Source organism: Kitasatospora sp. HUAS MG31 (assembly GCF_040571325.1).
Taxonomy (GTDB): Bacteria; Actinomycetota; Actinomycetes; order Streptomycetales; family Streptomycetaceae; genus Kitasatospora; species Kitasatospora camelliae.
The window spans coordinates 3,715,909-3,734,976 of record NZ_CP159872.1 but is presented as its reverse complement, the minus strand read 5'-3'; the positions used below and the strand labels follow the sequence as shown (position 1 = coordinate 3,734,976).

Annotated in this window: 23 protein-coding genes and 1 pseudogene; 12 read left to right on the top strand and 12 right to left on the bottom strand. The window is 72.3% G+C overall.

Going from position 1 to position 19,068, the window contains the following annotated elements; all coding sequences use genetic code 11:
- The first annotated feature begins 75 nt into the window (after positions 1-75).
- The 3 genes from ABWK59_RS16865 to ABWK59_RS16855 all read left to right on the top strand — a co-directional run bounded on the left by ABWK59_RS16865 (position 76) and on the right by ABWK59_RS16855 (position 2,937).
- A complete protein-coding gene (locus ABWK59_RS16865) occupies positions 76-615 on the top strand; it encodes a SixA phosphatase family protein (protein WP_354641410.1) in 540 nt (179 codons plus the stop codon).
- A gap of 165 nt (positions 616-780) precedes the next feature.
- The gene (locus tag ABWK59_RS16860; RefSeq protein WP_354641409.1) at positions 781-2,193 is read left to right on the top strand and encodes an amino acid permease; all 1,413 of its coding nucleotides are present in this window, start codon (positions 781-783) and stop codon (positions 2,191-2,193) included.
- 162 nt (positions 2,194-2,355) lie between these two features.
- Complete coding sequence (locus ABWK59_RS16855) at positions 2,356-2,937, top strand: hypothetical protein (RefSeq protein WP_354641408.1); 582 nt, start codon at positions 2,356-2,358, stop codon at positions 2,935-2,937.
- 27 nt (positions 2,938-2,964) lie between these two features.
- On the opposite strand, the gene ABWK59_RS16850 is transcribed toward ABWK59_RS16855, so the two are convergent.
- Positions 2,965-4,134 (bottom strand): TolB family protein, encoded by a 1,170-nt coding sequence (locus tag ABWK59_RS16850; RefSeq protein ID WP_354641407.1) that lies wholly within the window; start codon positions 4,132-4,134, stop codon positions 2,965-2,967.
- A gap of 233 nt (positions 4,135-4,367) precedes the next feature.
- On the opposite strand from ABWK59_RS16850, the gene ABWK59_RS16845 reads away from it, so the two are divergent.
- Positions 4,368-5,162, top strand: a complete 795-nt coding sequence (locus ABWK59_RS16845; RefSeq protein ID WP_354641406.1) for a VOC family protein — start codon at positions 4,368-4,370, stop codon at positions 5,160-5,162.
- A 209-nt stretch (positions 5,163-5,371) separates the two neighbouring features.
- Positions 5,372-5,899 carry a DinB family protein gene (locus ABWK59_RS16840; RefSeq protein ID WP_354641405.1) on the top strand — a complete coding sequence of 176 codons (528 nt, stop codon included), beginning with the start codon at positions 5,372-5,374 and terminating at the stop codon, positions 5,897-5,899.
- 172 nt (positions 5,900-6,071) lie between these two features.
- On the opposite strand, the gene ABWK59_RS16835 is transcribed toward ABWK59_RS16840, so the two are convergent.
- Positions 6,072-6,986: a MerR family transcriptional regulator gene (locus ABWK59_RS16835; protein ID WP_354641404.1), complete on the bottom strand. Its 915-nt coding sequence runs from the start codon at positions 6,984-6,986 to the stop codon at positions 6,072-6,074.
- A 101-nt stretch (positions 6,987-7,087) separates the two neighbouring features.
- Between ABWK59_RS16835 and ABWK59_RS16830 the strand changes: the two genes are divergently transcribed.
- Positions 7,088-8,614, top strand: coding sequence for an alpha/beta hydrolase (locus tag ABWK59_RS16830; RefSeq protein WP_354641403.1), 1,527 nt, complete (start codon positions 7,088-7,090; stop codon positions 8,612-8,614).
- A 71-nt stretch (positions 8,615-8,685) separates the two neighbouring features.
- On the opposite strand, the gene gcvH is transcribed toward ABWK59_RS16830, so the two are convergent.
- Together gcvH and ABWK59_RS16820 are read right to left on the bottom strand one after the other, a co-directional pair.
- Complete coding sequence (gene gcvH, locus ABWK59_RS16825; RefSeq protein ID WP_354641402.1) at positions 8,686-9,078, bottom strand: glycine cleavage system protein GcvH; 393 nt, start codon at positions 9,076-9,078, stop codon at positions 8,686-8,688.
- 266 nt (positions 9,079-9,344) lie between these two features.
- Positions 9,345-9,785 (bottom strand): DUF5994 family protein, encoded by a 441-nt coding sequence (locus ABWK59_RS16820; RefSeq protein WP_354641401.1) that lies wholly within the window; start codon positions 9,783-9,785, stop codon positions 9,345-9,347.
- 256 nt (positions 9,786-10,041) lie between these two features.
- Here ABWK59_RS16820 and ABWK59_RS16815 point away from each other — a divergent pair, with 256 nt between their 5' ends.
- From ABWK59_RS16815 to ABWK59_RS16800, 4 genes are all read left to right on the top strand, one after another.
- Entirely contained in the window at positions 10,042-10,254 is a 213-nt protein-coding gene (locus ABWK59_RS16815) for a CBS domain-containing protein (RefSeq protein ID WP_354641400.1), read from the top strand.
- Positions 10,255-10,327: 73 nt separating this feature from the next.
- Positions 10,328-10,468: a hypothetical protein gene (locus ABWK59_RS16810; protein ID WP_354641399.1), complete on the top strand. Its 141-nt coding sequence runs from the start codon at positions 10,328-10,330 to the stop codon at positions 10,466-10,468.
- 137 nt (positions 10,469-10,605) lie between these two features.
- Positions 10,606-11,097 (top strand): DUF5994 family protein, encoded by a 492-nt coding sequence (locus tag ABWK59_RS16805; RefSeq protein WP_354641398.1) that lies wholly within the window; start codon positions 10,606-10,608, stop codon positions 11,095-11,097.
- 53 nt (positions 11,098-11,150) lie between these two features.
- Entirely contained in the window at positions 11,151-11,396 is a 246-nt protein-coding gene (locus ABWK59_RS16800) for a hypothetical protein (RefSeq protein ID WP_354641397.1), read from the top strand.
- Positions 11,397-11,515: 119 nt separating this feature from the next.
- Here the strand turns inward: ABWK59_RS16800 and ABWK59_RS16795 are convergent, their stop codons facing one another.
- Together ABWK59_RS16795 and ABWK59_RS16790 are read right to left on the bottom strand one after the other, a co-directional pair.
- A complete protein-coding gene (locus ABWK59_RS16795; RefSeq protein ID WP_354641396.1) occupies positions 11,516-11,683 on the bottom strand; it encodes a hypothetical protein in 168 nt (55 codons plus the stop codon).
- Positions 11,684-11,712: 29 nt separating this feature from the next.
- Positions 11,713-12,069, bottom strand: a complete 357-nt coding sequence (locus tag ABWK59_RS16790) for a PRC-barrel domain-containing protein (RefSeq protein WP_354641395.1) — start codon at positions 12,067-12,069, stop codon at positions 11,713-11,715.
- 256 nt (positions 12,070-12,325) lie between these two features.
- Between ABWK59_RS16790 and ABWK59_RS16785 the strand changes: the two genes are divergently transcribed.
- Positions 12,326-12,505: a hypothetical protein gene (locus tag ABWK59_RS16785; protein ID WP_354641394.1), complete on the top strand. Its 180-nt coding sequence runs from the start codon at positions 12,326-12,328 to the stop codon at positions 12,503-12,505.
- Positions 12,506-12,547: 42 nt separating this feature from the next.
- On the opposite strand, the gene ABWK59_RS16780 is transcribed toward ABWK59_RS16785, so the two are convergent.
- The 5 genes and pseudogenes from ABWK59_RS16780 to ABWK59_RS16760 form a co-directional block, all read right to left on the bottom strand.
- Positions 12,548-13,126: a DUF5994 family protein gene (locus ABWK59_RS16780; protein WP_354641393.1), complete on the bottom strand. Its 579-nt coding sequence runs from the start codon at positions 13,124-13,126 to the stop codon at positions 12,548-12,550.
- Positions 13,127-13,331: 205 nt separating this feature from the next.
- Entirely contained in the window at positions 13,332-14,600 is a 1,269-nt protein-coding gene (locus ABWK59_RS16775; RefSeq protein ID WP_354641392.1) for an ATP-binding protein, read from the bottom strand.
- 37 nt (positions 14,601-14,637) lie between these two features.
- Positions 14,638-14,817 (bottom strand): annotated as a pseudogene (locus ABWK59_RS36630) (DUF5994 family protein); the annotation flags it as partial.
- A 73-nt stretch (positions 14,818-14,890) separates the two neighbouring features.
- On the bottom strand, positions 14,891-16,318 hold the full coding sequence (locus tag ABWK59_RS16765; protein WP_354641391.1) for a DEAD/DEAH box helicase: 1,428 nt from the start codon (positions 16,316-16,318) through the stop codon (positions 14,891-14,893).
- Between the two features lie 259 nt (positions 16,319-16,577).
- Positions 16,578-16,781 carry a cold-shock protein gene (locus ABWK59_RS16760; protein WP_030918248.1) on the bottom strand — a complete coding sequence of 68 codons (204 nt, stop codon included), beginning with the start codon at positions 16,779-16,781 and terminating at the stop codon, positions 16,578-16,580.
- Positions 16,782-17,224: 443 nt separating this feature from the next.
- Here ABWK59_RS16760 and ABWK59_RS16755 point away from each other — a divergent pair, with 443 nt between their 5' ends.
- Entirely contained in the window at positions 17,225-17,446 is a 222-nt protein-coding gene (locus ABWK59_RS16755; protein ID WP_354641390.1) for a hypothetical protein, read from the top strand.
- A 1,124-nt stretch (positions 17,447-18,570) separates the two neighbouring features.
- Here ABWK59_RS16755 and ABWK59_RS16750 read toward each other — a convergent pair.
- Positions 18,571-19,032, bottom strand: a complete 462-nt coding sequence (locus ABWK59_RS16750; protein WP_354641389.1) for a prevent-host-death family protein — start codon at positions 19,030-19,032, stop codon at positions 18,571-18,573.
- Positions 19,033-19,068 lie beyond the last annotated feature (36 nt).

Genomic DNA, 19,068 nt, shown 5'->3' with positions numbered 1-19,068 from the left:
GTCCGGTGAAGGTCCTGGCGGATTCCGAGCGTGTGGGCCTGCCGGGCGGGCCGGGGAGGCCGCAGACTGGGGCGCATGACCGCTGCTGCACGGCTGATCGTCCTCAGGCACGCGAAGTCCGCCTGGCCCGACGTGCCCGACCAGGACCGGCCGCTGGCCGAACGGGGACGCGCGGACGCCCCCGCGGCCGGCCGGTGGCTGCGCGAGCACCGCATGGTCCCGGACCTGGTGGTGTGCTCCACCTCCCGGCGGACCCGGGAGACCTGGGAACTGGCCGTCGCCGAGCTGGGCGCCGACCCGCCGGTCCGGTACGACGACCGGGCGTACCGGGCGGAGGCCGAGGAACTGATCGCCCTGCTGCGGGAGGTGCCGCCGTCGGCCGGCACGGTGCTGCTGGTGGGCCACCGGCCCGAGGTGCAGGACCTGGTGCTGTCGCTGGCCGAGGACACCGGGTCCCAGGACCTGGCCCGGGTCCGGGAGAAGTACCCGACCACGGGCATCGCCGTCCTCGACCTGGTGGGCGACTGGCCGGGGCTGGGCCACGGCACCGCCGAGCTCAGTGCGTTCGCCGTCCCCCGCGGAACCCCGGCGGAACCGGCCAATACCGATCAGTAGAGCTGGCAGCGGTTGACAATATCTCGAAACGGACAATCCTCAAATGATGCTCAATTATCGGGGCGAATTCGCCGAAAGGGGTTAACAGTGAATAGCCGGGCGGGTTAGCTTTCCTGCCGTTGCGCGGAGCACCCCCCGCCGCGCAGGAGAGGCAGTACACCCCCCATGAGCACGGACACCTCAAGGCCCACCCGGCAGTCGACCCCACCCCCGGCGGCAGCGGACGGACACCTCAAGGCCGGCCTGAAGAACCGCCACCTGTCGATGATCGCGATCGGCGGTGTGATCGGCGCCGGTCTGTTCGTCGGATCCGGTGCGGGTATCGCGGCCACCGGCCCCGGCATTCTGCTCTCCTACACGCTGGCCGGTGTGCTGGTCGTCATGGTGATGCGGATGCTCGGCGAGATGGCCGCCGCGGACCCGCAGAGCGGCTCGTTCTCCGCGTACGCCGACCGGGCGCTCGGCCGCTGGGCCGGCTTCACCATCGGCTGGCTCTACTGGTTCTTCTGGGTGGTCGTGCTGGCCGTGGAGGCCACCGCCGGCGCGCGGATCCTCAACGGCTGGATGCCCGGCGTGCCGCAGTGGGCGTTCGCCCTGATCGTGATGGCCGTCCTGACCGCCACCAACCTGTTCTCGGTCGCCTCCTACGGCGAGTTCGAGTTCTGGTTCGCCGGCATCAAGGTCGTGGCGATCGCCGCGTTCCTCGTGGTGGGCGGCCTGGCGCTGTTCGGCGTGCTGCCCGAGACCCACGCGGTCGGCACCGAGAACCTGCTCGACCACGGCGGCTTCCTGCCCCACGGCATCGGCGCGGTCTTCACCGGCATGCTCACCGTGGTCTTCGCCTTCATGGGCAGCGAGATCGTCACCCTGGCCGCCGGCGAGTCCGAGGACCCGGCCCGCGCGGTCAGCAAGGCCACCAACAGCGTGATCTGGCGCATCGGCATCTTCTACCTGGGCTCCATCGCCATCGTGGTCACCCTGCTGCCCTGGGACTCCGCGGACGTCGCCAAGAGCCCGTACGTGGCCGTGCTGGAGCACGTGGGCCTGCCCTACGCCGCCCCGGTGATGGACTTCATCGTGCTCACCGCGGTGCTCTCCTGCCTCAACTCCGGCATGTACACCGCCTCCCGGATGGCCTTCTCGCTCGGCCAGCGCGGCGACGCCCCCAAGGCGTTCGCCAAGGTCACCTCCCGCGGCGTCCCGCTGATCGCGATCCTCGCCTCGGTGGTCTTCGGCTTCGTCGCGGTGTTCTTCAACTACACCTCGCCGGACACCGTGTTCAGCTTCCTGCTCAACTCCTCCGGTGCGGTCGCGCTCTTCGTCTGGCTGGTGATCTGCTTCTCGCAGCTGCGGATGCGCCGCATCCTGGAGCAGGAGTCCCCGGAGAAGCTCACCGTCCGGATGTGGCTCTACCCGTACCTGACCTGGGCCACCATCGGCCTGATCGGCTTCGTCGTGGCCTACATGTTCACCGACGCCTCCGGCCGCGAGCAGATGATCCTCTCGCTGGTCGCCGCCGCGATCGTGCTGATCGCCGCCCGCGTCGTGGAGACCCGCCGTCGCAAGGCGCTCGCCTGACCCGGCGCCGCTGACGGCCCAGGGGCCCCGGACCGCACACCACGCGGTCCGGGGCCCCGGGCGTTCCGGTGGGATCCGGGCGCCGGTCCGGGCCGGTGGGGCGCTGGCGAACCGCCCTGTCCCGCCTGGTACTCATGGCGGGTGCGTTTCGACTCCGTTCCCATGCCGCAGACCGTCCACGACCGGCCGAGGGACAGCCGCGGCTACCCGGTGCCGGCGATCACCCCGTGGGAGGAGGGCGTCCCGCAGTTCGCCCTCACCGACCACGGCCGCAGCGCCGACTGCGCCACCCGGCGGCTCTGCTCGGTCTGCAACACGCTGATGCCCCGCGGCCCGGTCTGGCGGGTGGTCGGCGAGACCGAGGCCACCGCCATCGCCGAGGCCCTCGCCGCCGGGCGGCCCTACCGCAACATGGCGCCGACCCTGGAGGGGCCCGGGCACCGCGCCTGCATGCTGTACGCCTCGATGGTCTGCCCCTACCTGGCCCGGCCCAACGCCCGCCGGGGCACGACGGCCCAGCAGCCCGACGAACTGACCGACCACGTCCGCCGCGGTGTCGCACGCGGCACGTCCGGAGCCGTGGTCGGCTTCGCCGACTACGAGTACGCCGTCACCGAGACCCGGGTGCTGTTCCGCTTCCTCGACGTCGTCGAGTTCCTGCCGCACGAGATCTCGGACGTTCACCTCGCCGAGCTCCGGGCGGAGTTGGACCGCCGGGGCGGCGCCCAGGAGCCGACCGCCTGAGGTGGGCGGGCCCGTCGCCGCGCCCGCTCAGCGCTGGGCGCGGTAGGCGGGGTGGCCGGCGTGGTCGGAGACCTTGGTCGGCGCGGCGGACCCGTTGACCGGCAGGGTGTAGACGCCGTCGGCACCGCGGACGGCGACGGTCTTGCCGTCGGCGGAGAACACCGGCTCGTGGAAGTCGGCGGTGGCGCGCGGGGTGAGGTCCTTGGCGCCCTCGCCGGCGCGGTCGGCGCGGAAGATGTGGTCGTGGCCGTCGACCGAGCGGACGAAGACCACGCTCTCGCCGTCGGCGGAGAAGGCGGGCTCGGAGCCCTTGGTGATCGGGCCGCCCTGCTGGCGCAGGTACTCGTCGCGGATGTAGACCTGGCCGTCCTTGTTCGCGTAGACGGAGGTGCCCTGCGTGCCGCCGCCGCTCGGCCAGGAGTTGCCGGTCATCGGGGGCACGACCACCTCGGGCCCGCCCGAGGCGGAGCCCAGGGCCAGGAGCTCCGGGACGGCGCCGGTGGCCCGGGCCGAGACGCGCTTCAGCTTGAGCTTGCCGCCCTCGGAGACGGAGAAGATCAGGTTGTTCTTGGCCGGGATCGCGTACTGGGTGTCGGCCGGGGCGACCTGCCAGGCCGGGTGGGTCCAGGTCTGGCCGCCGGGGTTCTTGGCGACGGTGACCCGGCCGGTGCCGTCCGGGTTGGCCACGGCGAGGTCGCCGGCGCCGGTGATGAAGGCGGCCTTCTTCCCGTCCGGGGACCAGACCAGGTCGCGGACGGCGACGCCGAAGTCCACGGTGGTGCCGTTCATCAGCACGTACCGGGAGCCGTCGCTGATGGTCAGGCCGTTGCGGGCGGTACCGTTCAGCGCCTTGGTGGCCGTGGAGGACGAGGCCGGGGCGGCCGTGGACGGCGACGCGGAGGCGGTGGCCGGGGCGGAGGCCGAGACGGTCGGGGTGGCGGACGCCGTCGGGGTGGCGGAGGCCGACGCGGTGGGGGTGGCGGCGGCCGGGGTGCCGGTCGGGAGCGCCGAGGGGGCGGCGGAGGCCTGGGCGGCGTCCGTGTGCTGCTGCGGGTTGTCGCAGGCGACCAGGCCGACCGCGCTGATCGCGGCGAGCGGCACGGCCAGGGCGAGGCGGCGGGCGCGGCCGACCCGCTTCGGACGGACGCCCTCGGCGGTGACGTTCTTCGCAAAACGGGTGATAACGGACGCGGTCATGACGTGGCCCCCAGGGTGCGGACGTGCTCGGATTTCGTCGGGTGAGCGCCGACGCCCTCCGCGGTGTCCCCGCGGGTGCCTCCCCTGCGCTCTCACCCGGATAGACGTGCATCCGTCCGGGGGGTTGCAGGTGGATCCGAGAAATTTCTTCCGGCGGTCTGCGGGCGGCCCCGGCGGGGGCTGGCTACTGTGACAAATCGGGATGAATCCATGCGGAATGAGAGGTCGAGGTCATGGCTGTGCAACCCGAGGGAACGCCCTGCTGGGTCGATGCGATGTTCTCCGACGTGGAAGGCGCCAAGAGCTTCTACGCCGACGTTCTGGGCTGGACCTTCGGCGAGGCGGCGTCGGAGTACGGCAACTACACCCAGGCGTACAAGGACGGGAAGGCGGTCGCCGCCGTCGTCCCGCCGATGCCCGGGCAGGAGGGACAGTCGGCCTGGTGCCTGTACCTCGCGTCACCGGACGTCGCCGCCACCGCGGCGAAGATCCGCGACAACGGCGGCGAGGTGATGATGGAGCCGATGCAGGTCGGCGACTTCGGCTCGATGATGCTGGCCCGCGACCCCGGCGGCGCGGTCTTCGGCGTCTGGCAGGCCGGCACCCACGAGGGCTTCGAGGCGATCGGCGCGGTGGGCTCGTACGCCTGGGCGGAGGTCTTCACCCGGGACACCGGCAAGGTCGACGCCTTCTACCCGGCGGTCTTCCCCTACAAGGCCCGCCGGATGGTCACCGACGAGGTCGACTACCGGACGTTCGACGTCGGCGGGAACCCCGTGCTCGGCCGGATGGCGATGGGCGACGAGTTCCCCGCCGAGGTGCCGTCCTACGTCCAGGTGTACTTCGCCGTGGACGACTGCGACGCGGCGATCGGCAGGGCCACCGAGCGCGGCGGCAAGCTGGTGTTCGGGCCGATGGGCAGCCCCTTCGGCCGGTTCGCCGCCCTGCTCGACCCGCAGGGCGCCGCGTTCGCGGTGATCGACATGGGCACCACCGAGGGCGAGATGCCCCAGATGGCCGACGCCTGAGCCCGCCGCCCGGACCCGGCCGACCGACGGGGACCGGCCGGGTCCCGCGCTGTCCGGACGTCCGTACGAGGCCCCGACCGGTGCGGGTGAACCCGGCGGCCGGCGGACGTGTCGGGCGGCCCGCCCCGGCGGCGCTGTGCTTCCGTGGTCCGGACCGTCCCGTGCGCCGGCACCGCCCGGTGCGACCCCGAGCGGAGGAGCCGTCCGCCATGAGCACCCAGCAGCCGAACCCCACCGGACAGCCGCCCGCCGCCGACCTCGAACGGGCCGACCTGCTGGAGACCCTCGCCAAGCACCGGGGCTTCCTGCGCCACACCGTCCGCGGACTCGACGACGAGCAGGCCGCCCGGCGGACCACCGTCAGCGAGCTCTGCCTGGGCGGCCTGATCAAGCACGTCGCCGGGGTCGAGGCCCGCTGGATGCGGTTCGCCGTCGGCGGCGCCGAGGCCATGCGCAGCGAACCGGTGGACTGGGAGGGCCAGTTCAGGATGATCGGGGACGAGACCCTGGAGAGCCTGCTCCACACCTACGAGAAGGTCTCCCAGGAGACCGACGCCCTGGTGGCCACCCTCGACCTGAACACCTCCCACGCGCTCCCCGAGGCGCCCTGGTTCGAACCCGGCGCCCGCTGGTCGGTGCGCAGGGTCCTGCTGCACGTCATCGCCGAGACCGCCCAGCACGCCGGCCACGCCGACATCATCCGCGAGTCCCTGGACGGCGCGAAGACCATGGGCTGACCCCGCGTCAGGGCCGAGGGTGGAGGGCGACGAGTGGCTCTGGCCGTGGGTCGGCGGGGGGTGGCCGTCGGTCGGGAGCTCGCGTGCATCCGGCTGTGGGGTGCCGTTCTCCTGGTCGGGTCTTCCGTCTCGCGCAGTCCCCCACGCCCCGGGTGGGGGCCCCTGGCGTGCGTCAGTCGGTGACGTGGTCGTCCAGGGCGGCGCGGAGCCAGTCGTGGGCCGTCCCTGTGGTGACCGCCGGGTCGGGGGAGAGTTCGGCGGCGAGCCGCCAGTACCGCTCCAGCCACGGGTCCCGGGCCGCCGCCAGCTTCCCGCTGAGCTTGCGGCGGAAGTCCGGGGTGTCCCGGGTGCCGATCGACCGGGCGTAGGCGTCGACGAAGCAGTCGAGCGCGGCACCCCCGCGCGGCGCCCGCCGTCCCCGCAGGTCCGCCTCCGCCAGCCGGTACGCCTCGCCCAGCCCCTCGTAGAGCTCGGCCGGCCGGAAGCCGTCCACCGGCAGCCGGGTCTCCGGCCGCCACGGCCGGCCGTCCGGTCCGGACGCGGTGACCAGCGCGTGCAGCCGGGCGAAGGCCAGCACCTGCGCCGGGGTCGGATCCGCCGGCGGCTGCGGCACCGAGGCGTCGACGATCGACTCGGTCAGCTTCGGCGGCATCCGCAGCGGCAGCACCCGCCGCCAGAACCGGGCCAGCGCCGTGGTGTCCGGCGGTGTCGTCATGCCCCCGATCAGCCGGAGCCGGTCGGCCCGCTCCTCGGGGGAGCAGTCCCGGAGCAGTTGCAGGGCGGCCTCCCGCCACCGTAGGGCGGCCAGCTGCGAGCCGATGTCCCGCAGCTGCCCGTCGATCACGTCCTCCAGGGCGTCCTCGCGGTCCAGGACCCGCTCCACCTCGGGCACCGGCAGGTCCAGGGAGCGCAGCGAGCGGATCAGCCGGAGCCGTTCGATCGCCTCGGGACCGTACCGGCGGTGGCCGCCACTGCTGCGCCCGGTCTCGGGCAGCAGGCCGCGGTCGGAGTAGAAGCGGACGGTCTTGACGGTCACCCCGGCGTGCTCCGCGAGTTCGCCGATGCTCCACATGCCGTCGGGCGCCAACGTTTGAACCTCCCTCAGGGGGAGCTCCTACGGTACCCGGGAGCGCGGGACGGCCGGTTGGGCGCCCTCCGAGCGTTCCCCGGCGTGCGAGGAGGCGCGGCATGACGGCATTCGTTCTGGTCTCGGGAACCTTCACCGGCGGCTGGATCTGGGAGGACGTGGCGGCCCGGCTGCGGGAGGCCGGCGCCGAGGCGTACCCGGTGACCCTCACCGGCATGGGCGGCGACAGCGGGACAGGTGACCCGGGGACGGACCTGGAGACGCACATCGAGGACCTGCTGCGGGTGATCGACGGCCTGTCGGCGCCGGAGCTGGTCCTCGTCGGCCACGAGTACGCCGTCCACCCGGTGCTCGGAGCGGCCGACCGCCGGCCCGGGCGGATCGGCCGGGTCGTCCACCTGGACGCCGGCATGCCCACGGACGGCGACGCGGCCGTGGCGCTGGTGCCGGACCCGGAGGTCCGCGAGCGGCTGCTGCAGGACGGCCCCGGCGCCGCCGACGGGTGGAGCGTCCCCGTCCCCGGCCCGGACGGCTGGTCCCGCTGGGGCAGCACCGAGGGCCTCGGCGAGGAGGCGCTCGCCCGGCTCACCGCCCTCGCCGTGCCGCAGCCGGCGGCCACCCTCACCCGGCCGCTCCGGCTCACCGGCGCGGTCGAAGGGGTCCCGGCCAGCGGGATCTTCTGCACCGCGGGCGGGATGAGCATCTCGGTGCTGGAGGGCATGACGGCCTCCGGCCTGCCGCAGTTCCAGGCCCTGGCCGACCGGCGGGTGACCTTCTTCGACCTCGCCACCGGCCACTGGCCGATGCTCTCCGCCCCCGCCGAGCTGGCCGAGGCCCTGCTGCGGGCCGCTGCAGGCGAGGGCCACCGGGTGACCGCCCCGACCGGCGATCAGCAGCCGTTCTACCTCCGCCCGTTCCTGCTGGACACCCCCGAGCCGCGCCGCGAGCGCACCGGCCCGGTCGACCTCTACCTCCCCGCCGACGCCTCCCCGGCGGACGGGCCGCGTCCGGCCGTGCTGCTGGTCCACGGCGGCCCGATCCCCCCGGACCTGAAGCCGACCCCGCGTGACTGGAGCACCTACACCGGCTACGGCGCGCACCTCGCCGCCCAGGGCGTGATCGCCGCGACGGTCGACCACCGGCTGTACGGCCTCACCGAGTACCCGGTGGCCGCCCGGGACGTCGCGGCCGCCGTCGACCTGCTCCGGGCCGACCCGCGGGTTGACGGCGAGCGGATCGCCCTCTGGTTCTTCTCCGGCGGCGGACTGCTCGCCGCCCCCTGGCTCGCCGCCGCGCCGGCCTGGCTGCGCTGCGTGGCCCTGACCTACCCGATCGCCGTACCGCTGCCCGGCTGGGGCCAGGTTGACGCCGCGTTCCGGCCGGCCGACGCGCTGGGCGCGCCCGGGCAGCCGCCCGTGGTGCTGACCCGGGCCGGCCTGGAGGAGGTGGAGATCGCGGCCACCGTGGAGCAGTTCCTGGCCGCCGCCGAGGAGCGCAAGGCCGAGATCGAGGTGATCGAGGTCCCCGAGGGCCGCCACGGCTTCGAGACCCTGGACCACACCGACGGCACCCGCGAGGCCGTCACCCGCGCGGTGGGCGCCGTCCTCGCCCACCTCCGCCGGCCCTGATCGCTCCCGCTCCTCCGGCCGAGGACCCTACGCCGGTCCGGGGCCGGAGGCGCACCCCGAGGACGCGGCGGCTACTCGCTCGCCTCGGCCCTGATGTAGTCCTCGTACTCGGCGGCGGTGAGCAGCCCCTCCAGCTGCCCCTTGTCGGACAATGTGACCTCGATCATCCAGCCCTCGCCGTACGGCTCGGTGTTGACCAGCTCGGGCTCGTCGTTGAGGCCGTCGTTCAGCGTGGTGACCGAGCCGGTCAGCGGCATGTAGACCTCGGTCACCGCCTTCACCGATTCCACGCTGCCGAACGGCTCCGAGGCCTCGAACCGGTCGCCGGTCTTGGGCAGTTCGACGTAGACCACGTCGCCGAGCTGCTTCTGGGCGAAGTCGGTGATCCCCACGCGGGCCTTGTCGCCCGTGACGCGGACCCACTCGTGGTCCTTGGTGTACTTGAGGTCTTCCGGGCTGGCCATGGGCTCCTCCGAGGAATGCTCGCCATCGTGCCGACGGATCGTTCGGGCACCACCGCAGAGCGTCCTACAGCCTCCGCGCCGCACCGCGGATTCTCACCCCACCGGGTGAGTCCGGGAGGTCTCCGACGTCACGCCCCGCCGCGACAGTGGCGGGTCTCATTCCAGCGGGCTCGCGGATGCGCCGAAGGCCCCGGCCGCCGAGCGGTCGGGGCCTTGCCGAAGGGGCAGGGCGCGAGATTCGAACTCCTGCGGGTCTGCCGGACGGCTCAGCCGAGCAGGAGTTCTGCCGCAGGGGTGTGGTTTCCGGTCGTGGAGGCTCCGGCCATCGCCGAGGCGGCTGCGTCCGGGGCGGTGCCGGGTGGCACCACCAGCAGCAGGAAGTGGTCCTGGAAGCCCCGGGTGACGCTGATCGTCGCGTCGGTGCCGGCAAGCCGGTTGATCTTGATCATCAGGCCGTTCACCACGACGGACCGGGGCACACCGTCCCAGGTCGAGGTGTCGAGGCCGACCCGGAGGATGCGCCCGAAGTGGGCGCCGAGCGCGGTGATCAGGTCCGGCAGCTCGGCGACGACGTGGTTCGAGCGGGGCCACCAGGCCCCGTCGAAGACGCCCTCCCGCGACATCGTCGGCTCCAGTACCAGGCGGGGCAGCAGCGGACCACCGGCCACCGACCATGGCCCGGAGGAAGTGGGGAAAGGAATCGGCATCATGCGAAGCCGCCCGTCCGGTCCGCGAGGGACCCGTCACGACCCAGGGCGACGCCGACGCTGATGCCGGTGTGCGGAATGTCCTCGGTTGTCTCCCACGCTACTCCGCCGCGGTCTCCTCCGGACCGTCCGTCACCGGAGTAGCCTCGACGACATCCAGGGCACCCCGCATTCCGGGTACCCGTTCCGGCTTCGTTCTGGGTGTAGAACCTCCCGGCAGCCCAGCCGGCAGTCGGAGACGGGAACGGTGAACGCCGTGACCACTCACTCCCCGCAGTCGGCAGGGCGCGGCCACGGCCTCACGGTCGCCGACGCCATGGAGCCCTGTGATCGCCAGATAGCCGACGACAACACCGTCGACCAGGTCGGCGACATCCTCCGCGGTGCCGACATCGAGTACCTGCTCGTCCGCGACCACGACGGCCGGTGCGAGGGCGTGGTCACCCGCACCGGACTCACCCGTTCCTGAGCCGCTCCCGTCCAGCGAGCGGACCGCGATCAGCTCCACCTCGTACCAGCGCGGCCCGTCCGCCTGGCCGACCATGGGCCTGGCCCCGGCCGCGATCGTGATGCGCGTCAAGCACCCGGCGGTCTGGCCCGTCGTCGACGAGGACGGCTACATCCTCGGCGTGCTCACCGCGGACCGCGCCACCGGCCTGCTCGCCGCCGCGGCGGCTCCGTGAAAGCCGGCGACGCCGGGCTGGGTCGGCCCGTGCGGGCGGAGTACCGTGGGGATATCGGGGCGACCCGAACCGCCGCGCCCCGAGGGCCGGCCCTCGCTCAGGGGGCCCGGTCTGCGCCCGCGGTGAGGTGGCGAGCCATGTCGGACGAAACCAGTGCTTCGCACCGCGAGCCGCTGCCGGACCGGATCCGGGAGGCCGCGAAGCCGGGGGTGCTCGTGCTGCGCCTGGAGACCACCCAGTCACGCGAAGGTGCGCTCGACGGCGCGTGGTGGCCGCACTCACGGGACATCAGCACCGAACTTCCGGACTTGGTGCGCGCGTTGACCGAGCATATCGGCCCTATCGCGAGCGTCGGTCTGGACGCGGACGCCTGGGACGACGTCCCGGCCCGCCTGGTCGTCGACGGCCGGTCGGTGCACCTCGACCGGTACCCGGTCGGTGACGACACGGTGATCATCACGCGGGGCGACCGCGACCACTTCAGCCTGCTCGTCGTCCCCCCGCAGGCAAGCCAGGAGGCAGCCCTGGCCTCGATGGCACGAGCGGTTCAGGCCGGCGGTACCGACTCGGCGCGACAGATCCTCATCGCCACCGGCATCGGTCACGAGCCACCGGCCGGAGCACCCTGAGAGGGCCGGCCCCGCAGGCAGGCCCTCGGCAGACGGGAAGGCGGGACGGAGAGATGTCCGTATACGTGAAACTCTCGGCCGAGGCCCGCGCGCCGGCGGAGCCGTCCGAGGGGCCGTTGGACCTGCAGTACGAGGACGGCGCGGACGGGGTCACCTTCGAGTACGACCTGCATCCGAGCGGCGCGCTGCGCGTCCTGAGGGTCTTCGAGGACACGCCGCACCGGATCGAGACGTGCTTCGGCCCCGGAGCGTGGCTCCAGGTCGCCGGCACCTACCTGCGAAGCGGCTCCGAGTACTGATCCGGCGTCGACGGCTCGCAGCGGCGAGCGGCGGCACACGGCGTGTTGGAGCGGCGGCACACGGCGTGTTGGACAGGCGGCACACGGCGTGTTGGACAGGCGTGCGGACAGGGGAGAGCTCAGCGAGTGGGGCGTCGGCCACCGCGCCGGAACCGGACGACGGAGATGACCAGGGCCAGAAGCAGAACGGCGATACCGATGAACAGCAGGTAGAGCAGACCATCGGCGACGGCGCCGACCAATCCGAGCACGATCGCCAGGACGATCAGAAACAACACCAGCGCCATCGTCAGCCTCCTTCGTAGCGTGTCGGCTCCTACCGGCGGGCCAGGCGGCGTTCCCCACCCGCGCCCGGCACGTACTCCAGCTCGTAGTGGGCGAAGACGGCTGCCTCACCCTCGGCAGGCAGCTCACCGTCGGTGTCGATCGTCGGCGCGTGTTTCACCTGGCTCTTGGGCCGGGGGACCTTCAGATAGCCGGGACCGACGGTTGCGCCGGTCAAGGGGACGAAGACGAGGCGGCGGCGTGTGGGCAGGCCGACCGTGACCGTGGCGAACGACGGTTGATCGGTCGCGGTGTCCACGTAGACGGACTCCAGCGTGCCGATCTTGCGGCCGCCGATGTCGACCACATCGTGGCCGCGCCATTCCCGGATGTCACCCGCCTCGAACACCGACGACCTCCTCTGCGCGTGCTTCCATCGTGACATCCAGGTCGTAGCCCGACCCGTCCGGTGAGCCGACCGGGGCGAGTACGACCGCCCGAGCCGGGCGTACACCGAACTGCCCCGGTCGCCGCCGGCCCGCCCGCCTCATACGGTCGTGTTCAAGGCAGGATCCTTGTCACAGGAGGCCACGATGCGGCGTTACCGGTGGGTTCTGGAGACCCAGGACGACGATGGCCACTGGTCCCGGCAGGACGGCACTCCCATGGAGAATCCGCTGGAATACGACGGTCCGCCCCAGCGGGCGGCCAACCACCTGCGCGACGTGTTCGTACGCACGCTCTCCAGGCCTGCTCCCGGCCCACGGGCCGTCAGGATCCGCCTCTGGGAGGGGGCCGACGCCGCCGGCGAGCCCCAGGCCGAGACCGAGTGGTCACGCGAGTGACGCACCCGGTTCCGGCCGTGCCGGGTGGCCCCCGTCCGCCGACTACGCGGGTGCCGGCCAGGAGGCGGCCCGGCTCCGGGCGAGATCCGCTCGCTGGCCGACCTGACCGACACCGTCGGACGGCGCGACGGGCGACGGCAGGAAGCCGGAACGGAACTCCGGCTCTGCCGCGCCACCGCCCGTCCCCGCAGCGAGCAGCTCGCTCGCGGTCCTGGTGTTCGCGGGGTCGGCGGCCTCGGTCATCAGCCGGGCGGCATCGGCGGCATCCGTCTGTGGCGGGACGACCAGCAGGTTCAGCCGGCGCGGGGCGTACGAGCAGACCATGATCATGTGCTCGTCCTGCTCGGTGGTGAACCAGCCCGCATGGACGACGTGGCCCGTGACCGGGATCCGCCGCGGGATGAGCGGCCACTGGCCGGGATTCACCGTGATCCGGGTGACCCGGCCCCACCGCTCGTCGATCTCAGCGGCCAGGGAGGGGAGTTCGAGAAGAAGATCACGCGACCGGGGCCACCAGGCTCCGTCCAGCCGGCCGGGCCGTACGCCGTCGGGCGCCATGGAGAGCCGCACGGCGGATTCGGGGGTGGTCGGCGTCGTCGCAGAATCGAGGATCGCAGTCATGATCAAAGACCTGTCTCCGAACCCGACCCGGGGCCGGGTCCGGGATAGCCGTTCGCCGGAGACGACGCCAGTATCCGGTGCCGGCATGCGAAGTGCCTTCGGTGGTGTCCAGGCTACTCTCGGTCCGGCCCGAACCCGGCATGGTGGCGATGGTCAGGTCTTCCGCCCGGCGCCTCCGGGCACGCGGCACGGCGGGGGCGGCCCCTCAGACACGCCCGTAGTGGATCGCCTGGTCGGCGAACTCGCGGGCCATCTCTTCGGAAACGGTCGGACGGGTGCGGCGGATGGCGTCCAGATAGTCCTGAGTGCTGGGTTGGATCCGCTCCCCCGTGTCGAGCGTGTGCTCGAAGGCGCTCTGGGCGACCGCCAGGGCGACCTGTCTGATGTCGGCGGGAGTGTAGCCCTCACTGGCTTCGGCGAGGACCGCCGTGTCGGCGGTGGTACCCGTTTTCGCCGTGTAGCCGGCCCACAGCGCGTCGCGGGCCCTGGGGTCCGGCGGCCCGACCGGCAGGACGTAGTCGAACCGGCCGTGGCGCAGAAACGCCGGGTCCAGGGCGGCCACCGAGTTGGTGGCGCAGACCAGGAGCCGGCCTTCACGGTCACGGAACCGCACGATCGACTTGAGGAGCTCGTTGACCACGCCGACCGACGCGGGGGCGGCGAGGCTGCGCGTACCGGCGACCTCCTCGACCTCGTCGATGAAGAGCAGCACGTGGTCGAGCTGCGCCACCTCCTCGAAGCGGCGGCTGATGCCGCTGGCCAGCCCGTCCTCGGACGCGAGCCGGGAGGGGAAGAGCTCGACGAACGGCCAGCCGAGCCGACCGGCCACGCCCTTGGCGAACGTGCTCTTGCCCGTGCCCGGTGGACCGAACAGCACGACCGCGCGGGGCGGTTCCACTCCGTGAGCGTCCGCCAGCTCGGGATTCGCCAGGGGCAGCACCAGGCGCCGTTCGATGAGCCGCTTCTCGTCGGCCATGCCCCTGAGCCGTTCCCAGAGGCGGGCTTCGGGCATGACCGCGCCCAGCATGGTGAGGACCGCCGTGCCCTGGGCGCTGACGGCCTCCGACTTCTCGAAGTACGTGAGCCCCCGGCGGGGACGGAATCCGGAATTGGCCAGCGCCGTGGCGCCGGTCTCCTCATCGGGCAGCAGCGCTGCGACGATCCTGGCGCCGGCGTCCCGCAGGCGGTGCTCCAACGCGGACAGCAGCGCGGTACCCATGCCCAGGTTCCGCCAGGCGGGGTGCAGTGAGATGCGCAACACCCAGGCCCGGTCCCCGTCCACCCGGCCCACCGCTGCGCCCACGAGATGCCCGTCGGCCACCGCGACGACGCTCGGACCCCGCGCCTGCAGCGCGGCGACGACGTCGGAGAGGCGGAAGACGGCGGGGAGGTCCGTGGTGGCGCTCTCGGCGTCGAGCCGGACCACCGCTTCGAGGTCGTCCGGTGTGAAGTCCCGGACATGCCATACAGCCATACGCCGCTCTCGAACCTCGCGCGCCCCCGGACTTCCATCATCGGCTGCCCCCTGCGCGGCCGCCCGCCCGGAGGGCGATCACGACCGCTCCGTGTGGGCGCCTCTCCGGGATCCGCCGCGGAGGGACCGGCCACTGCGCGGGATTCACGGTGACCCGGGTGATCCGGCCCCACCGCACGTCGATCTCGGCAGCCCGGGCAGGGAGTTCGAGAAGGAGCTCACCGGACCGGGGCCACCAGGCGCCGTCCGACCGGCGGGGCCGCTTCGCGGCCGTGCGCGGTCGTCCGCGACTATCCGTTGTGCGACCGGGACGAGGTGCCGCGCGAGCCGTCGGCGGTCTGCCGGGTGCGGGCGGCGGAGGCGGGGCGGCCGTAGCGGTTCCGGCCGACCGGCCGGCTGTGGCGCGGCCGCTCGACGACGGGGTCGGGGATCACGACGGGCACGCCGGTGGGGACGCGGGCACCGGTGATCCGGGTGAGCTCCTCGTCGCCGGCCCGGACCTTGGTGGTGACGGGGGTGATGCCGGCCGTGGTCAGCATCCGGTTCATCCCGCGGCGCTGGTTGGGAAGGACCAGCGTGACGACGGTGCCGGATTCGCCGGCCCGGGCGGTGCGTCCGCCGCGGTGCAGGTAGTCCTTGTGGTCGCCCGGCGGGTCCAGGTTGACGACCAGGTCGAGGCCGTCGACGTGGATGCCCCGGGCGGCGACGTCTGTCGCGACGAGCGCAGCCACCTGCCCGCTGCGGAACTGTTCCAGGGTGCGGGTGCGCTGCGGCTGGGACTTGCCGCCGTGCAGGGCTGCGGCCTTCACGCCGCTCGCGAGCAGCGTCTCGACCAGGCGGTCCGCTCCGTGCTTGGTGTCGATGAACATGATCACCCTGCCGTCGCGGGAGGCGATGTGGGCGATCGTGGCGTGCTTGTCGGAGTTCTGCACGTGCAGCACGTGGTGCTCCATGGTGCAGACCGCTCCTGCGGACGGGTCCACCGCGTGCGTGACCGGGTCCTTCAGGAAGCGCCGCACCAGGCGGTCGACGTTGCGGTCCAGAGTGGCGGAGAACAACAGCGTCTGGCCGCCTTCGGCAACCTGTTCGAGGAATCCGGTGACCGTCGGCAGGAAGCCCATGTCGGCCATCTGGTCGGCCTCGTCGAGGACGGTGACGCCGACCGCGTCCAGTCGGCAGAGCCTGCGCTCGACCAGGTCCTTGAGCCGACCGGGCGTGGCCACCACGATCTCCGCTCCGCGGTTCAGCACCTCTGCCTGGCGGCGGACCGGTACCCCGCCGACCACGGTGGCCAACCGCAGACGCACCGCCTGGGCGTACGGGGTGAGGGCCTCGGTGACCTGCTGGGCGAGCTCGCGGGTGGGAACCAGGACCAGCGCCACCGGGCGCCGCGGCTCGGCCTGCCGACCCGCGGTGCGGGCGAGCACGGCGAGACCGAACGCGAGGGTCTTGCCGGAGCCGGTGCGGCCCCGCCCCAGCACGTCGCGGCCGGCCAGCGAGTTCGGCAGCGTCGCGGCCTGGATCGGGAAGGGGGCGGTGACGCCCCTCCGGGCCAGTACCGACAGCAGTTCCTGCGGCAGGCCCAGGTCGTCGAAGGACTCGACGGCCGGCAGGGCCGGAACGGTGCTCACCGGTACGGCGAACTCCCGTCCGGCACCGTCGACCGGTGCGGACCGGGAGCCGGCGTTCTGGCGCGGCAGGCGACTGGAGCGGTTCATGTGGGAGGCCTTCCTCGGGGCGGCACCTGACGTACGGTCGGCGCTCACGAACGGGCGGGAACGGAAGACCTCGAACCGCGGACCGCCAGGGCCCGGCCCCGATCCGGACGCGGCGCCGCGCGTTCGCGCGGGAGGGCCGTCGGCGGCCCGGACCGGGCCGGATCGGCCGGGGACGAGTGATGACATGCCGAGGGGCCCGCACCGGGCATGTGCGCGGTGCGGGCCCCTCGCCGCCGGGCGGGTGCCGCGGCGGTGGGAACTACAGCGGGCGAATGTTCTCGGCCTGCGGGCCCTTCTGGCCCTGCGTGACGTCGAACTCGACCTTCTGGCCCTCGAGCAGCTCGCGGAAGCCGTTGGCGTTGATGTTCGAGTAGTGGGCGAACACGTCCGGGCCGCCGCCCTCCTGCTCGATGAAGCCGAAGCCCTTTTCCGCGTTGAACCACTTCACGGTGCCATTAGCCATGTAAAAAAATCTCCTTCAAGGGACTTTCCGGCACCCGCACGATGCGAACGCCGAGTCACCGCGATGAGCACCCGCCCGGGAAAGATCCGGAAAACAAAAATGCGCCCGCATACATGAGCAGGCGCACACAAAGTTCATGGGAACCACTACTGCAACTACCTCGACTGTAGCAGCCGCGAGCCCGCTCCGGGGGAAATTTCCACCCCAGTTTTTGCGGGGTTGCCCGCTGTCTCGTCGGACCGAGCCGCCTTGCCTGTCAACAGGCCTTTCGGGAAAGGCAGTTGATCTGGTTGTAGGCTGCGCCCCGGCCCGGCGGCCGACCTGCGGTCGCCTTCCGGTCGCCCCGGGGGGTGCTGTTCGACGCACCCGGCATTTTGGACTCCTCGGGATTCTGGTGTCCTGCAAAGGCCCGACTCGGCTCCCCGCGGCGCATACTGGCCAGGATGAGAAAACCTGAAGCAGTCCGTCGACACCTGCCCACCAGTCCTTTCAAAGCCAGGACCGAAGCACCGCGCAAGCACTTCGCCGTCGGCGACCGCGTCACCCATGACGTCTACGGCCTCGGTCGGGTCATCGGCGCCGAGGGCGACATCGCGGTCCTGGTCGACTTCGGATCACGACAGGAGCGCATCACCCAGCCGTACACCGGGATGTTCAACCTCTGACCCGACCACCGCAGGCCGCCCCCGCCGAACTCCTCGCGGCCCGGGGGCGCCACTCGGCCACCGCCTCGGGGCCGTCACGGCAACGGGGCGGTGGCCTGACATCCGATCCGGGACGCTGGTCGAACAGCTCCGCCCGTGAGCAGGAAACCGCCAGCCGTGGCGTCCGTCAGCCGTTCGTCGCAGGGCGGCCCGAGCCAGGGCCGGGGCCGGTTCGAGTGGCCGGCGGACTGGAACCCGTCCGGCAGGCGGCCGGGCCCGCCTCGCCGCGTTCGGAGGCCGTGGCCGGACCCTGCGCGGGGCGGCGTACTCGAAGGCCCGGTGCGGGGTGAGCGGGGTCGCTCCGCAGCGAAGCCCTTTCCGGGTGCTTCCAGTGCGAGGAGGACGACCGGGCCGGCCTGAAGAGTCGTCACGCCGAGCGGTGTGTCGTCGACGTCGACCCCGCCCCGGTGAACCAGCGGAGCGGTCGGTGCCGGTCCAGAGCGCCAACGGGGAGCATGGCACGACGAAGGCCCCGACCGCTGAGCGGTCGGGGCCTTGCGTTGCCCTGGCGGGCAGAGGCGGAGGATACGAGATTCGAACTCGTGAGGGTTTTATCCCAACGCGCTTTCCAATTCACCCGAACGCCGTCCGCCGGGGTTCACGTCCATCCTGACCTGCACCGGAGCAAGCCTTCGGGTGGCGATTGAACCCGGCCGAACGGCGATGAATGAGACCAGAACTGAGACCACGCTGCCTGGCGCCCACGGTCGGATCAGTGCACCTCACACCTGGTCAGCTGTCTGTGTCTTTCGGATGCCGAGGCGAGGCGCAGACGAGGTGGACGGTCCGCCCCGGCTCGTCGACGAGGTAGCGCACGCGCCCGCCGGCAGTCACCTCGTACTCCCATTGCGGTAGCTCGTCCCCACCGAGAACGCGCGTCGCCAGGCGGCCGCGGAGTCGGTGCTGTCGATCAGGGTCACTCGTGGACAGGGGGTTGGTGCGGAGGGCTTCGAAGCAGCGACGGGTGTTGCCCGGCGCCTCTACGCAGAGGGCGCCCCATCCCTTGGCGGCTTCGTTGGTGGCGAATCGCAGTCGCCACTCGTTGCCGATCGGTGGCGGTGGGACGTCGTCCCCACGCTTGGGGCTCACGGGGCGAGCACCTCACCGTGGTCCTCGCGGGGGAGTGCTCCGGTGAGCTGCGTGCTCAGCTCGGGATCAGCCAGGATCCTGGCGGTGGCCCGCCACTCGACGATCACGCGGTGCAGGTTGGCGTGGACGTCCAACTCCACCACGTCGCGGGTGGCGTTCACGAGGTCGACGACGAACTCGCGCACCTCCTCGGCCGACAGGTGCCGGGTCCACGGGAAGACCTCGGGGAGTGCGAGGAGGACCGCGCGCGCACCCTCGTCACTGGTGATCAGGGCCGCAAACAGGCGAGCGGTGACATCAGCGGTCTCCTCGCGTTGGCGGTCATGGCGCTCGGTGGTGAGGTACAGGTCCTCACCATCACGGCGGGTGACGTGGACGCGCTGCGCCTGCTCGACGGTGTCCGCGACGCGCTTCGAGTTCTTCGACAGGTCGGAGAACGACACGATGAGAGTGGACATGCGGCCACGCTACTTCGGAATACGTTCCGAAGTCAA